Annotated in this window: 13 protein-coding genes; 2 read left to right on the top strand and 11 right to left on the bottom strand. The window is 35.6% G+C overall.

Annotated features, from left to right (window positions below; translation table 11 throughout):
* Positions 1–677 precede the first annotated feature (677 nt).
* From ACIQ2X_RS07410 to ACIQ2X_RS07390, 5 genes are all read right to left on the bottom strand, one after another.
* Positions 678–1,256, bottom strand: coding sequence for a hypothetical protein (locus ACIQ2X_RS07410; protein ID WP_396178291.1), 579 nt, complete (start codon positions 1,254–1,256; stop codon positions 678–680).
* Between the two features lie 522 nt (positions 1,257–1,778).
* Positions 1,779–2,156 (bottom strand): type II toxin-antitoxin system HigA family antitoxin, encoded by a 378-nt coding sequence (locus ACIQ2X_RS07405; protein WP_396178290.1) that lies wholly within the window; start codon positions 2,154–2,156, stop codon positions 1,779–1,781.
* 173 nt (positions 2,157–2,329) lie between these two features.
* Complete coding sequence (gene accD, locus ACIQ2X_RS07400) at positions 2,330–3,184, bottom strand: acetyl-CoA carboxylase, carboxyltransferase subunit beta (protein ID WP_396178289.1); 855 nt, start codon at positions 3,182–3,184, stop codon at positions 2,330–2,332.
* 70 nt (positions 3,185–3,254) lie between these two features.
* Positions 3,255–4,322, bottom strand: a complete 1,068-nt coding sequence (fbaA, locus tag ACIQ2X_RS07395; RefSeq protein WP_396178288.1) for a class II fructose-bisphosphate aldolase — start codon at positions 4,320–4,322, stop codon at positions 3,255–3,257.
* 59 nt (positions 4,323–4,381) lie between these two features.
* Entirely contained in the window at positions 4,382–6,925 is a 2,544-nt protein-coding gene (locus ACIQ2X_RS07390) for a BamA/TamA family outer membrane protein (protein ID WP_396178287.1), read from the bottom strand.
* Positions 6,926–6,961: 36 nt separating this feature from the next.
* Between ACIQ2X_RS07390 and ACIQ2X_RS07385 the strand changes: the two genes are divergently transcribed.
* Positions 6,962–7,690, top strand: a complete 729-nt coding sequence (locus ACIQ2X_RS07385; RefSeq protein ID WP_396178293.1) for a TrmH family RNA methyltransferase — start codon at positions 6,962–6,964, stop codon at positions 7,688–7,690.
* A gap of 3 nt (positions 7,691–7,693) precedes the next feature.
* Here the strand turns inward: ACIQ2X_RS07385 and ACIQ2X_RS07380 are convergent, their stop codons facing one another.
* The 6 genes from ACIQ2X_RS07380 to ACIQ2X_RS07355 form a co-directional block, all read right to left on the bottom strand.
* On the bottom strand, positions 7,694–8,386 hold the full coding sequence (locus tag ACIQ2X_RS07380) for a porin family protein (protein WP_396178286.1): 693 nt from the start codon (positions 8,384–8,386) through the stop codon (positions 7,694–7,696).
* 145 nt (positions 8,387–8,531) lie between these two features.
* Positions 8,532–9,263 carry a bifunctional demethylmenaquinone methyltransferase/2-methoxy-6-polyprenyl-1,4-benzoquinol methylase UbiE gene (gene ubiE / locus ACIQ2X_RS07375; protein WP_396178285.1) on the bottom strand — a complete coding sequence of 244 codons (732 nt, stop codon included), beginning with the start codon at positions 9,261–9,263 and terminating at the stop codon, positions 8,532–8,534.
* A gap of 72 nt (positions 9,264–9,335) precedes the next feature.
* Positions 9,336–9,830, bottom strand: a complete 495-nt coding sequence (locus tag ACIQ2X_RS07370) for a dihydrofolate reductase (RefSeq protein ID WP_396178284.1) — start codon at positions 9,828–9,830, stop codon at positions 9,336–9,338.
* Between the two features lie 3 nt (positions 9,831–9,833).
* Positions 9,834–10,166 (bottom strand): 2TM domain-containing protein, encoded by a 333-nt coding sequence (locus ACIQ2X_RS07365; protein ID WP_396178283.1) that lies wholly within the window; start codon positions 10,164–10,166, stop codon positions 9,834–9,836.
* An 80-nt stretch (positions 10,167–10,246) separates the two neighbouring features.
* Positions 10,247–11,353, bottom strand: coding sequence for an ABC transporter permease (locus tag ACIQ2X_RS07360; protein ID WP_396178282.1), 1,107 nt, complete (start codon positions 11,351–11,353; stop codon positions 10,247–10,249).
* 6 nt (positions 11,354–11,359) lie between these two features.
* Positions 11,360–13,561, bottom strand: coding sequence for a carboxy terminal-processing peptidase (locus ACIQ2X_RS07355; RefSeq protein WP_396178281.1), 2,202 nt, complete (start codon positions 13,559–13,561; stop codon positions 11,360–11,362).
* A gap of 184 nt (positions 13,562–13,745) precedes the next feature.
* On the opposite strand from ACIQ2X_RS07355, the gene ACIQ2X_RS07350 reads away from it, so the two are divergent.
* Positions 13,746–13,885 (top strand): 5'/3'-nucleotidase SurE (locus tag ACIQ2X_RS07350; RefSeq protein ID WP_396178292.1); only part of this gene is annotated, 140 nt, incomplete at its 3' end.

Here is a 13,885-nt window from a genome sequence, read left to right as displayed (position 1 = left end):
CAATTGAAACTCTAAATAATAAGTTTGTTGCACTTATGAATTGAACACAGCCAATACTCAGATAACAATTACAATTATTTCCTTTTGACATTTGATATTGATGCAAGAAACAATAAAGGTTATGTTTCACAACAACTGGATGGCAAATACAAACTTTATTTTAAATGGGATTGAATAATAAAAAATGAAAAAATTAAAAGAGGTAAAAACGATTATAAGTTTGAAAATTTTAATTTAGCATTAGATTTTTTATTGGAAATTGACTTTTGCAACCAAATTTCAATTTGTAAATGGAAAGGTAGTACAGTAGAAGTAATTGAATTATTTAAATGATTTCGTAATTTTAAATACGTTTCTTTTCTTTACGAAAAACCAATACATCCTCAAGAAGTAAGACAACGGAATGAATTATATAATGCTTGATCAATAAAACATTTGAGGATTTTCCCAAAAAATTTAACATCAGGGTTTTATGTAAAATCAACGACCAAATTGAATTACAATGTGCAATTTTAAGTAAGAAAAAAGGAGGAAGTGTTATTTATGTAGGGTATAAAATTCGCAAAGAATTAAAGATTAAAACAACTCCGACAGCGTTTAAAACGCTGTCGGAGTTTGACCAAAAAAAAAGCAGCACCAAAAAAATTGACACTGCTTCACTGTAAATAAAATATTATTTAAAACCGAACACCCAACGTAATATTCATTTTAAAATCTATTTCTGAATAGTTGTCCGTAAATTCTCGATCGCTGGTTAAATTTCGACCAATTTGTGAACCCACTCCCAAACTAATTTTGTCGTTAAAAAGCCATTTATGACCCAATCCAAATCCCACTTCGAAACCTGATAAATCAAAAGTGGCTGATGAAGGTGTATATTGACCGCTTACCGGATTGTAATTGTAATAATAATCGTCAACTACTTGCGTTCCAGTGCGGTATTTCATAAAGGGATAAAACACAAATCCGTGGTGTTTTTTACTTTTGGAAAAATAAATATTGTAGGAGGCTTGAATACCAACTAAATTATTTTCGTCTAAATATCCCGCATCGATATACGAATAGGTATCAAAAGCGGTAACGTCCAACTGCAACGACTGGTTGCCTTTTAAGAAATATTCGTAACCCACATTCACCGATTTTCCAACAACCAAATCAAATAAGTTGGATTTCAATTCTCCTTTGGCAATTTTTTCGTTGTCTTCTTGTGCAAAAGATAAAATAGGCAGTAACAATAGTAAAAATACTTTTCTCATAATTGTTTATTTTTTGGTAAATATATAAAAATTAGAAGCACATTTTTGTTAACAGATTTTTTTTTAAAACCACAAATCTCAAATTTTTATAATGCCAACTCTCAGCATGTATGTGCTTTAAGTCAAATTTATGTAATTGTTTTTCAGTTATTTTGAAATTTTTTTAATATCAAAAAGTATTCTAAATAAATAATTTTACAGCTGGATGTGGTTTCCCGTAATGAAGTTGATTTACGTCTTTTTAAATTTGTCTCTAAGAAATACGATAAGAATATAATCCAAATGGAAGAACGTAAGAAACAAGTTAAACGGCTGGAAGAGAAAGATCGCAAAACATACAAAATCGTTGTTGTTTTGAATAGAGTGATTATCGTTGGATTAATTTTGTTTGTGTTGTGTCATTTAAAAAATTAAAAAATTGTTGATTTTGTTGTCTTTAGTTAGGTTGTTTGAGCAGGGCTCTCTATTCTTTCAAAGCAACATCAATAGTTTTTGAGATAATAATTAGATATTATTTTTAAATCAATAAAAAGGCTTTATGCTAATCCCCAAAACGATTGAAGCGTCAATTCCTAATTTCTTACTGATGGTTCGATCCACTTTCAAAGTCGGTTCGCTTTTACCAGTTAAATATGCGCTTACTCTGGAAGTACTTACCCCCAAAAGTTCGGATAATGATTTCTGGTTCAGCTCCATTTCCATCATTTTTAGTTTTAGAACTTCTACAAGCGTAGGTTTTTTAATGACATAGTTTGCTTCTTCATAATCAGCAACTAAGTCCGACACGATATTCAATTCCACATACCCTTTCGCATCTTGGTTTTCAATATTATCAGGATTTTCCAAAAGCGTTTCTACACGCTCCAAAATAACGTGATATTCTTTTTCGGTAGTAATCATGGTTGCTTAGCTAGAATAATATTGTATTTTTTAAATCGTGTTGGAGTTCGTAAATATATTAATTTGAAATGATTAGACTCTTCCAGAGTGACAAATAAATGTGAAGATGTTTGAAAAATTACATGAGGTACAACCTTCCAAAAAAAAATCCCGACTTTCATCGGGATTTTACTTTATCTAATATCTTGATTTAAAATCAAATCAATGTACAAATTGATTTTGTTTTTCAACTCTTTTCGGTGGGTAATGAAATCTAAAAATCCGTGTTCCAACAAAAATTCAGAAGTTTGAAAGCCTTCCGGCAAATCTTTTCCTGTAGTGTCTTTCACCACTCGTGGACCAGCAAAACCAATCAAAGCACCTGGTTCCGCTATGTTGATGTCGCCTAACATGGCATAAGAAGCTGTTGTTCCGCCTGTTGTAGGGTCGGTACACAGCGAAATGTATGGGATTTTGGCTTCGGCCAATTGTGCTAATTTTGCTGAGGTTTTGGCCAATTGCATCAACGAATAAGCCGCTTCCATCATTCTAGCGCCACCTGATTTCGAAATCATTACAAACGGAATGTTGTTTTTAATCGAGTAATCAATTCCTCTTGCAATTTTTTCACCGACTACAGCTCCCATAGAACCGCCGATAAATGCAAAATCCATACAACAAACCACCAAATCCTTGCCTTTTGATTTTCCAACTCCCGTCCGAACAGCGTCTTTCAGTTTGGTTTTGTCTTGTGCTTCTTTCAATCGGTCGGAATATTTTTTGGTATCTACAAAGTGCAACGGATCTTTTGCAGTTAACTTCGCGTCTAATTCTGTAAATTCATTTTTGTCAAACAGAATTTCAAAATATTCTTTACTTCCAATTCGAACGTGAAAATCGTCTTCTGGACTTACATATAAATTGCGTTCCAACTCATCTGCATCTACTATTTTACCCGTTGGAGATTTGTACCACAAACCTTTTGGAACGTCTTTTTTATCTTCTGTTGCAGTGGTAATTCCTTTTTCTGTTCTTTTAAACCAAGCCATTTTCTATGTTATTTTGGTGTAAGGTTTAAAGTTTAAAGTTATCGCAACAACTTTAAACTTTAAACAATTCTTATAATGTGTTTACGTTATTTAAATCAGCAAAAGCTTGTTCTAAACGTGTGTTGAACGTTACTTCGCCTTCACGAACCCATTTTCTTGGGTCGTAATGTTTTTTGTTTGGAGAATCGGCGCCTTCCGGACTTCCGATTTGTGTTTTTAAATAATCAATTTTAGAAGTCATGTAGTCGCGAACGCCTTCGGTAAATGCAAATTGCATGTCGGTATCGATATTCATTTTGATTACCCCATAACCAATGGATTCTCTGATTTCTTCAACTGTAGATCCCGATCCACCGTGAAATACAAAGTCAATAGGATTGGCTTCTGTGCCAAATTTTTGTTGTACAAATTCCTGTGAATTTTTCAAAATCTTCGGAGTCAATTTCACGTTTCCAGGTTTGTAAACGCCGTGCACATTTCCAAAAGCAGCAGCAATGGTAAAACGTGGACTCACTTTCATTAATTCTTCGTAAGCGTAAGCCACTTCTTCAGGTTGGGTGTACAATTTTGAACTATCGACATCTGAATTGTCCACGCCATCTTCTTCTCCGCCCGTAATCCCAAGTTCGATTTCAAGCGTCATACCCATTTTAGACATACGTGCCAAATAGGTTTTGCAAAGCTCAATATTTTCTTCAATTGGTTCTTCGGATAAATCAATCATGTGCGAACTATAAAGTGGTTTTCCTGTTTCTGCAAAGTGTTTTTCAGAAGCATCTAACAAACCGTCAATCCATGGCAATAATTTTTTGGCACAATGATCGGTATGCAAGATGACAGTTGCTCCATAAGCTTCGGCTAAAGTATGAATGTGCAAAGCTCCGGCAATACCTCCTAAAATAGCCGATTGCTCATTGGCGTTAGACAAGCCTTTTCCTGCATTAAATTGAGCTCCACCATTAGAAAACTGAATGATTACAGGAGCATTTAATTTTGCAGCAGTTTCCAATACACCATTGATGGTACTTGAACCAGTAACATTTACCGCTGGTAATGCAAAACCTTTTTCTTTTGCATATCTGAAAATTTCCTGCACTTGGTCGCCTGTAGCAACTCCGGGTTTTATAGTATGAGCCATTTTATGTGTTTTTTAAGTTAATGTGGGTACTTCAAGCTACAAAAATAATAATTCTAATTTTAGAATGGGTAATTTATACCAATATTTAAAACGGAGTTGGAAAAGTTATAATCTCTAAACCATCTTTTTCCAGCATCATCCGACGGATTGTAGGTTTTAAATGCCAAATCCAGTCGCACCACAAAAAAGCTGAAATCGTACCGAATTCCAAATCCTGAACCCACGGCAATATCTTCTAACGAACTGAATCCATCAAAAACAGCTGCTTCATCAGTAACATCATCTAAGGTGTTCCAGATGTTTCCGCTATCGACAAAAAGAGCTCCTTTAAAATTATTCACTATTTTAAACCGAAGTTCGGCACTTGCAGTGAGTTTCATGTTGGCTTCATTAAAATCGTTTATGGCTCCCGAACTTCCCGGACCTAGACTATAAGGTTGCCAAGCCCGAATGTCATTGGAGCCTCCGGCAAAATAACTTCTCGAAAACGGAATGTTGGTCGAATTTCCATACGGAATTGCCAAACCAAAGAATCCTCTCACGGCAAAAACCTGGTCTCGAGATATGTTCCAATGTTTGATGTATTCAAATTCTCCCTTGATGTATTGGGAATATTGCACGTCGAAAATTGTACGTTTAGATTTCTCCGTATTGCCTGTTTCCAACATACTAGCAATTAATGAAAGTGTATTTCCAGCTGCTTCAACTTTTGTTTTAAAAGAATAAAAATTATTATCGGAAATTCCATTTTGTGTGGTTTTTGAAAAGGTGTAACTTGAGGCAATAATTAGGTTGTTTTCACTTAGTCTGATGCGTCTTTCATTGATGCTTCGAACTTGGTTGTAGCGTTCGTCTGCTGGAGTTAAAGCAGTATTTCCGTCCAAAACTTCTTGGATAAAATTGTTCGCTTCGCCAGGAATTTCTAGTCTTTCGCCTTCTGGAACGCGACCAATTTCCTGTGCTATATTATTCAAAGCCGCAAAGGAAGAGGCGTAAACATTAAAATAATTTCCTACATTAATATTGTTGACGTACTGGGCGTTAAACAAATCAAATCGAACATTATTAAAACGTTTCGGGTTCCAAGTGTACGTCATAGCACCCGTAAAATTTTCTTTGTCTAAACCAATATTTTGCTGTTTTGCAAAACCCAAAGTCAAATTAGTAGACGGAATCATCCTTTTTGGAATAATTTTATCAGTGTTAAATGGCATCAGAATACGCGGAAAATTAAGTCGCGTGTCGATACCATATTCCGAAACATTAAAAAATAAATTATTGGGATTGGCAAAATCTCGACTCGAACCAATGTTTCCTCTTAAGGCAATGTCAAAAGTCTCGGCTCCATTAAAAACATTTCGGATGGTAAACGAAGTTGAACCTTCAATTCCAAAATCTTGCACATTGGAGTGCGTCAAATCGACCGAATATCCGAAACTGTATTTGTCGCGAGGCGATAAATAAATGTTGGCAATCAGTGAATTTCCCAAAGTATCTTTATCATTGACTTTGTATTGAATCGATGGGGAATTAAATACTTGCAAGTTACTTAAAGACCGACGTGTCAAATTGGTTAAAAAATCGGCGTAATTATAGCCAGGTGTTATAAAAACAGCATCGGTAATGGATTTGGGACGGTACTTGATTTTATCGTAGCTGTACAGGTTAAAATTATTATATATTATCGAATCTTGTGGCGTTTTTATTGTACTGTTTTGAGGATAATCAGTATAGATATTTACTTCACTAATTTTGTAAATATTAAATTTTCGTGAAAAAGTAGAGTCGCCTTCGCGCAACGCTTCTTCTTTAATAACGAGTTCTACGTTGGTTTTTTGATTGGTATCTACCGTATCGATGGTGTAATTGAGATCGCTTTGCTGAATAAAAAACACCCCATTATTTCGAAAAAGTGTTGTCAGTCGGTCCCGTTCTAAATCAAAATTTTCAGATTTAAATTGGGCTCCCACCTTTAAAAAAGAAGCGTTTTTGTTTTTTTGGTACAAAGAATCAACGTCTTCCGATAAAATGTTTGCTGACAATGAATCGATACGCGACATTCTTCCTTTTATGATGTCGTATTTTACGCGTGCTTTTTTGCCTTTTAGGGTGTCAATACTGAAACTTGTTTTCGCATCAAAAAAGCCTTGATTAAAATAGTAGGACTTCAATCGCAAGGCCGACTTTATATTTCTAGCTTGTTCGACAATAACAGGAGCTTCGCCCGATTTTTCTAGAAAATTATGGATTCCCGAGTATAAAAATGATTCGCCTTTTCGTTGCACTTGTTTGGCCGAAAGCAGGCGAATTTGTCGTTTCAATTGCTTTTGATTGGCCAATAATGCTGCTTTGTAAATCGAATCATGGTTGGGTTTGGCTAAATTATAAATGTGCAATCCAAGTGGTATTCCCAGAAGTTTTGTGTTGGGTTGCTGGTACAGTAAGGCTTGTATTTCGTCCTTTTTTTCAGCCGCTCCGTCTACCGTAATCTCGTTTTTAGTCAAGAGTAGCTTATCGTCGGGAATACGTTTCACCGCATTACAAGCTGAAATAATTATTCCAAATAGAATAAATAGTGATATTTTTGCAGAAGTTGTTTTCAAATGAGCCGAAAATTTAATCAAAAGTACATTATTTCTATGGTTAGTAAAAACCAAATAAAATTAATCAGTAGTTTACATCAAAAAAAATTTCGACAAGCAAATCAACTCTTTATTGCCGAAGGTAAAAAAGTAATTCAGGAACTGCTTGACGCTTCTTTTGAACTCAATCACATTTATGCTACGATGGCTCTTTTTGAAGGGGTTTCGCCTGAAAAATTTTCGCTTGTTTCCGATGATGATTTGAAAAAAATGAGTGCATTAACTGTGCCAAATAACGCTTTAGCGGTGTTCAAAATTCCTGTAAATAATGTTTTTGAAGCGCAAGGTTTGATTGTTGCTTTAGATTGTATTCGGGATCCGGGAAACCTAGGTACAATTGTACGCATTTGCGATTGGTTTGGTATTCGTCAAATTATTTGTTCGCCAGATACGGTAGATTTATACAACCCAAAAGTGGTTCAAGCCACAATGGGTTCTATAGCTCGGGTAAATTGTATTTACAGTGATTTACTCCCGGTACTTGAAAAAACCAATTTGCCTGTTTTTGGAACTTTTATGGACGGTGAAAATATTTATAAAATGGAACTGCCACAAGAAGGGATAATTGTAATGGGAAACGAAGCGAATGGAATTTCGGAAGCCATTGAAAAATGTGTGAATTCGAAAATAGCCATACCTCGTTTTGGTGCCATCCAGCAAACCGAGAGTTTAAATGTAGCTACTGCAACGGCACTAATCTTGAGTGAATTTCGTCGAAAAATTTAAAATTTACTGGAACGTAAAATTCAAAAAGACGCCTCTCGTTTTCATCGATGCAATATTGCCCGTCCATAAACTGTTCGGGTCGTTGTCGCGAATCAACTCGTCGTTCATCCCAAAAACCCCTCGAAGGGAAGGAGTGAATTTAAAATATTCCAAATACAAATCGACACCTAATCCTACTTCGTAATAATTGGTCCACTTTGCCATTCTAAAAACATTATTGGAGTTGTCTTGTTTGTTGTTTACATTACTGGAAAGATTCAATGCTGTGGCAAATCCGCCGATGACAAAAGGACGGATATTTCCGGTTCGAGTGGCGCTAAATTTCAGCAATAAAGGAAAGTGAATGTAGGTGGATTTCACTTCGCGCAAAGCATCGTTTTCATTGGCAAAACCAGGAAATGTAAGATCTCTCTGGTTGAACGTCAATCCGGGTTCGAAACGTAAATTCAAGTGTTTGAACAACCGTAAATCGCCTATTAAACCCACGTTAAAACCGATGCCATTGTCTACAAGTATGTCTTTTCCGGGTTCGTTATATTCAAATTTAAAGTCGTAGTAACTCATTCCTAAATAATAACCCCAATACACCCGTTGCTTGTCCCAATTTTCAAGATTGATGATTGGATCTCTGCCAAACGTTTGTGCTTGTGCCTGAAATGAAACTATAAAAAGTAGAAATAGGATGCCTTTTTTCATTTGCAAATATATATTATTTTTTGTCGGTCTCCCGATGACTCGGGACTAATTGCTTTTCCAGTTCGCAAACTCGTGTTGCATTTCTCGGTTGGCTTTAAGGCCAATTTTAGTTGATGCTCATTTTATGAATTTACGACCAAAGTTATTATTTTTTTGATGCGGAATAAATAGTGGCGACACCAAACGTTTGTGGGGAAGCCTTCACTTCTATAAACCCAATTTTTCGTAAAATATTGTTCAATGCTTCACCATAAGGAAAAACGGAAGCCGAATCAGACAAGTATTGGTAGGCAGAATTGTCTTTCGAAAATAATTTTCCAATCAATGGCAGTATGTTTTTGCTGTAAAAAGTGTAACCTTGTTTGTACGGAAATCGTTCAGGTACTGAAGTTTCAAGAATGACAAAAATACCACCGGGTTTCAAAACGCGTAAAATTTCTGCCAAACCTTTTTCTAGAGTTTCAAAATTTCGAACGCCAAAAGCAACTGTAATAGCGTCAAATGAAGCATCATCGTAAGGGATTTTTTCGGAATCGCCCAAAACCATTTCGATTTTAGCATCCAGTTTTTTTTCTGAAATCTTTTTTCTACCTACTTCAAGCATTCCAGCTGAAATATCTAAACCTATAATTTTGGTTGCACTGGTTTGTGTCATCAAAAGTGCCAAATCACCCGTGCCTGTTGCAATGTCTAAAATGCTTTCGGGATGGGTGTCTGCTACCAATTTTAAAACTTTTTTGCGCCACTTTACATCAATTCCAAACGAAATAACTCGATTTAAATCGTCGTAATTTCCAGAAATAGTGTCAAACATTTGAGCTACTTGTTCTTTTTTTCCTAATTCAGAATCTTTGTAAGGAGTAACATTTTTGGACATAGTAAAAAATTTCTGCAAAGGTACGCTTTATTCATTAATTGCTTTCGTGGACAATTGTGAAAGAAAACGGAATTATTTTTTTAAAAAAGTTTGGAAAGTAAAGTCAATTTTATGCTTTTCGTCTTTGGGATGGTATGTTTCTTCCACCAATTGCCAAACATTGGAATCGATTTCTGGGAAAAAGGCATCCGCATCAAAAGAGGCATGCACACGCGTCAATTCGATTTTATCTGCTAAAGGAAGAGCTAGGGCATAAATTTCGCCACCACCTATTACAAAGTTTTCTTCATCAGCAGGAAGTTTGGCAATCGCCTCTTCGATGCTATCGACTACAACGCAGCAAGTAGGATCCACTTTGTGGGCATAATTTTCTTGACGGGTAATGATAATATGTGTGCGGTTGGGTAATGGACCTTGCAAACTTTCATAGGTTTTACGACCCAAAATGATAAAATGTCCCGAAGTTAATTTTTTAAAACGTTTAAAATCGTCTGGCAAGTGCCATATCATTGCATTGTTTTTTCCTAGCGAATTGTTTTCTGCTGCTGCAGCAATTAATGTAATCATGAATTATTTTGAATTTTCGGAATTGATTTTCGAGTTGAGTTGGTCAATTTTTTTTTCTTGTTTCAGCATTAAATGTTCGATTTGCTGTTTTTCCCAAGCTTTATTCATAAATCTTTTGGTTATATAAATGCGAATAAAATGCAGAATAAATAAGAAAAACCAAATTACAATACCCCATTTATACCACAAGTTAGGCAAGCCATATTCCAGTAACTCATTGGCAACAAACATAAAAAGACTGCCGACAATAAATAATATGAAATGATAATATAAGAACTTTTTCTCTTTGATTCGATTTCGAGCATACTCATATCGTTCGTGAAATTCTTTTTCCATTCTTGTGTTTTTTGAGTAAATAAAGATAAAACTTATTTTTTATAAACTGAAAATTAGTTTAACATAAAAAAATAGGATTTTTAGGATTTGACATCAAGTGCGTCGCGAAGTGCGTTTCCAATCATCATAAAAGCCAATGTCAAAAGCATAATTGCCAATCCGGGTACGACGGCTAGATATGGTTTCCCTAAAATGATGTAGCTGTAATGGTCTTTAATCATTCCGCCCCAACTTGGTATTGGCGGTTGAGCTCCCAATCCTAAAAAGCTGAGTCCACTTTCGACCAAAATTGCCGAAGCAAAATTGGCCGCTGAAATTACAATTACAGGGGCCATTATATTGGGTAAAATGTGGTTAAAAATGATCCTGAAATGCCCGAAACCAAGCGCTTTTGCAGCGGTAATGTATTGCATTTCTTTCAAACTGATAACTTGTCCACGAACTACTCGGGCTACTTCTACCCACATGGTTAGTCCTACGGCAACAAATACTTGCCAGAAGCCTTTGCCTAGTGTTAATGTAATTGCAATTACTAATAATAAGGTAGGAATCGACCAAATAATATTGACCAACCACATTACAAAAGCATCTGTTTTTCCGCCAAAATAACCGCCTAAAGCGCCGAAGAAAATTCCAACGAGTAATGAAATAAAAACCGCAATAAAGCCAATGGATAATGAAATTCGAGATCCAATAATCATTCGGCTCAATAAATCGCGGCCGTATTTGTCGGTTCCTAAATAAAATTTCTGGGTTTTAATACAGTTTTTAGTAACCTCAATAATTGAAGAGAAACCGGGAAATTTATCGATTCCAATTTCTTTGATTTGTGCTAGTGTGGCGTCATCTGAATATTCGGTAAATACGAGTACATTGTTTTTTATCGTATAATTTGATATCGGTATTTCGGTCGTGTTGTTTGGAAAACCAAAAAAATAATAACTCCATTTAGTATCTTCTCGTTCTTTTAATGGAATGGATATTATTTGCACCTCAAATCCTGGCGATTTCGAATGAATGGACAAGTGCATTTGATTGGCATTTTCCGAATGATCGGGAGTTAAAAAATAACCAAAAATAGAAATCACAATTAAAACTACGACAAACCAGAAACTAAAAACGCCCCAAAAATTCTTTTTGAATTTTTGAAGCGCAATTGTAGTTAAAGACTGTGTTGTAGTATCCATCCGATGTTATAGCGAACCTACAATTTTATCTTTTTTTGATCGAGAAGAAGGAGCAATGGCCTTTTTAACACCTTTGGTTTGCAAATCGTCCAAGATGTTCAATGCTTCTTCCACGTATGCATCTTTTGCTAAACTTTCGTGCCAACGAACGCGCTTTTCTTTCAATAGGGTATCTTTTTGCATCATCGCTATTTCGTACGGTAACGACTGAAATTGCAAGTTGGTTTTATACGAATTAATCGGTTTATATTTTTTAATTTCTTGTTCAATCGCTTTTTGTTCGGCTTCGAATTTATTTAAATTCAAGTTGTAATTGTTTTCGTCGCGACGTTTACTGAGCCATTTGGCGTTGTCGTCAATCAAAGCAAATTGTGGATTGTTTTTGATTCGAGCATTGCTTCGGGCAATAATGGTTTCAAAGTTAGGAATTGACAACGTTTTGTATGGAGCAGCTTCAATTTTATCCCAAGGCATTGCGTTTTTAATATCGCGTTCGCCAATTTCGACATACGAAAAACGGTCCGGCATGTGAACGTCACTTTCAACACCTTTTAATTGTGTCGATCCACCATCAATCCTGTAGAATTTTTGCGTAGTCGTTTTTAACGCACCCAAATCTCCAAATGAACTGTTACGGATATATCGGTTCAATTCGTACACATTTTGTACAGTTCCTTTTCCAAAAGATTGTTTACTTCCCACTACAATACCTCTCTTGTAATCTTGTATCGCTGCTGCTAAAATTTCAGAAGCCGAAGCCGAAAAGTTATTGATCATAACCACCAGCGGGCCATCCCATTGAATTGAGGTATCTACATCTGACAAAACTTCTCTGTCTTGGCCAACGGCTTTTACTTGCACCACGGGTCCTTCTTTGATAAACATTCCTGCAATGTCGACAACGGTAGATAAAGATCCGCCGCCATTGTCCCTCAAATCCATAATAATGCCTTGAACACCTTCTTTTTTCAATCGTTCAAGTTCCAGTTTGACGTCTTTTGCGGCATCGCGACCACTTCGATCGGCAAAATCAATGTAGAATTTTGGCAAATAAATGATGCCATATTTTAGTCCGTTTTTTTCTACCACGCTCGATTTAGCGTAAGTCTCTTCCAATTCTACTTCATCTCTAATTATCGAAATAACTTTGATACTACCGTCGGTTTTTTTGACTGTCAAACGAACTTCAGTACCTTTTGGTCCTTTGATTTTTTTAACCACATCGTCCAATCGCATCCCTACGATGTCTACAAATTCGCCTTTTCCTTGAGCCACTTTCATTACCACATCGCCTGCTTCTAGTTCTTTTCCTCGCCAAGCGGGACCGCCAGAAATTAAGTCTGTAATTTCGGTGTAATCGTTCTTTTTTTGCAGTCGAGCACCAATTCCAAAGAATTTCCCACTCATACTAACGTCGAATTTTTCTTTGTCTTCAGGGGCTAAATAGGAAGTATGAGGATCGAAAGTCTCTGCGATATTATTTAAGTATATGCCAAAATAATCTTCGCGGGTAAGTTCACTCATAAAAGCGTACACTTCGTCCAAAGACTTCAATGAATTTTCTCTAGTTTCAGCTTCTAGCTTTTCAAATGTTTTTGGTTCTAAATCTTCTTTTTTAAGTTTAGTTTGACTGGATTTTGAAATCGAATCTTTCTTTTTTTCAAAATCCATTTTATCGGTCAAAGAAGCTAATGTGGAAAGTTTGATTTGCTTTCTCCATCGGTCTCTCAATTCTTCTGTGGTTTTGGTGTACGGTGCTTTTTCGTAATTGGTATCCAGTTCTTCGTCTTGGTTGTAGTCGAACGGTTTAGAAAGTACTTCTTTATAATACGATTTACTTTCTTTGGTGCGTTGCATCATACGATTGTAGGTCAAATCAAAAAAAGACAAATCTTTGTTTAAAATTTGGTCGTCTAATTGCATTTCGAATTTTGAAAATTCATCAATATCGCTTTGCAAAAACAACCTTTTCGAAGGATCCAAACCTTCGATATAACTTTTATAAAGTGATTTCGAAAAATTATCATCGATTGTTTTTGGGTCATAATGTCCCTTTTCAATCACAAAAGTGATCAACTGTAACAATGCCTTATCTTTTTCAGGATCGCTTTTCTCTTTTGGAAAAAAGCTTACCAATGCTGCCGATAGTAAGGCAACAAAGGCAATGATTTTAATATTTTTCTTCATAAATCTAAATATAGTATTCATCAATGTATCAACTCTAAATTTTCAACTAAATTAAGGTAAAAACTGTGCCGCGTAGTACGTACGTGCTATAATTTTTTGTTAAAGATGCTAAAATACTAACTTCCCATTAAATTTGATTAATTTTGTGCTAAAATAATTTTCACTTTCCATTTCTTGTAGATATAGACCAAATTTTGTTCGCAATATGAAAAAAAAACGACTGATTTTGATTACCAATGATGATGGAATTACTGCACCTGGGATCAGAACTTTAATTGAAGTAATGAAAGAAATAGGAGATATAATAGTAGTAGCTCCAGATAAACCGCAAAGTGCCACAGGTCA

This window comes from Flavobacterium sp., from assembly GCF_044368625.1.
Lineage (GTDB): Bacteria > Bacteroidota > Bacteroidia > Flavobacteriales > Flavobacteriaceae > Flavobacterium.
The sequence above is the reverse complement of the archived record's forward strand: the minus strand, read 5'-3'. Positions and strand labels throughout refer to the sequence as shown.

Excerpts from the sequence above, each read along its gene's own strand:
- ACIQ2X_RS07410 (WP_396178291.1), bottom strand. The coding sequence starts at position 1,256 with ATGAGAAAAGTATTTTTACTATTGTTACTGCCTATTTTATCTTTTGCA.
- ACIQ2X_RS07405 (WP_396178290.1), bottom strand. The coding sequence starts at position 2,156 with ATGATTACTACCGAAAAAGAATATCACGTTATTTTGGAGCGTGTAGAA.
- accD (WP_396178289.1), bottom strand. The coding sequence starts at position 3,184 with ATGGCTTGGTTTAAAAGAACAGAAAAAGGAATTACCACTGCAACAGAA.
- fbaA (WP_396178288.1), bottom strand. The coding sequence starts at position 4,322 with ATGGCTCATACTATAAAACCCGGAGTTGCTACAGGCGACCAAGTGCAG.
- ACIQ2X_RS07385 (WP_396178293.1), top strand. The coding sequence starts at position 6,962 with ATGGTTAGTAAAAACCAAATAAAATTAATCAGTAGTTTACATCAAAAA.
- ACIQ2X_RS07380 (WP_396178286.1), bottom strand. The coding sequence starts at position 8,386 with ATGAAAAAAGGCATCCTATTTCTACTTTTTATAGTTTCATTTCAGGCA.
- ubiE (WP_396178285.1), bottom strand. The coding sequence starts at position 9,263 with ATGTCCAAAAATGTTACTCCTTACAAAGATTCTGAATTAGGAAAAAAA.
- ACIQ2X_RS07370 (WP_396178284.1), bottom strand. The coding sequence starts at position 9,830 with ATGATTACATTAATTGCTGCAGCAGCAGAAAACAATTCGCTAGGAAAA.
- ACIQ2X_RS07365 (WP_396178283.1), bottom strand. The coding sequence starts at position 10,166 with ATGGAAAAAGAATTTCACGAACGATATGAGTATGCTCGAAATCGAATC.
- ACIQ2X_RS07360 (WP_396178282.1), bottom strand. The coding sequence starts at position 11,353 with ATGGATACTACAACACAGTCTTTAACTACAATTGCGCTTCAAAAATTC.
- ACIQ2X_RS07355 (WP_396178281.1), bottom strand. The coding sequence starts at position 13,561 with ATGAATACTATATTTAGATTTATGAAGAAAAATATTAAAATCATTGCC.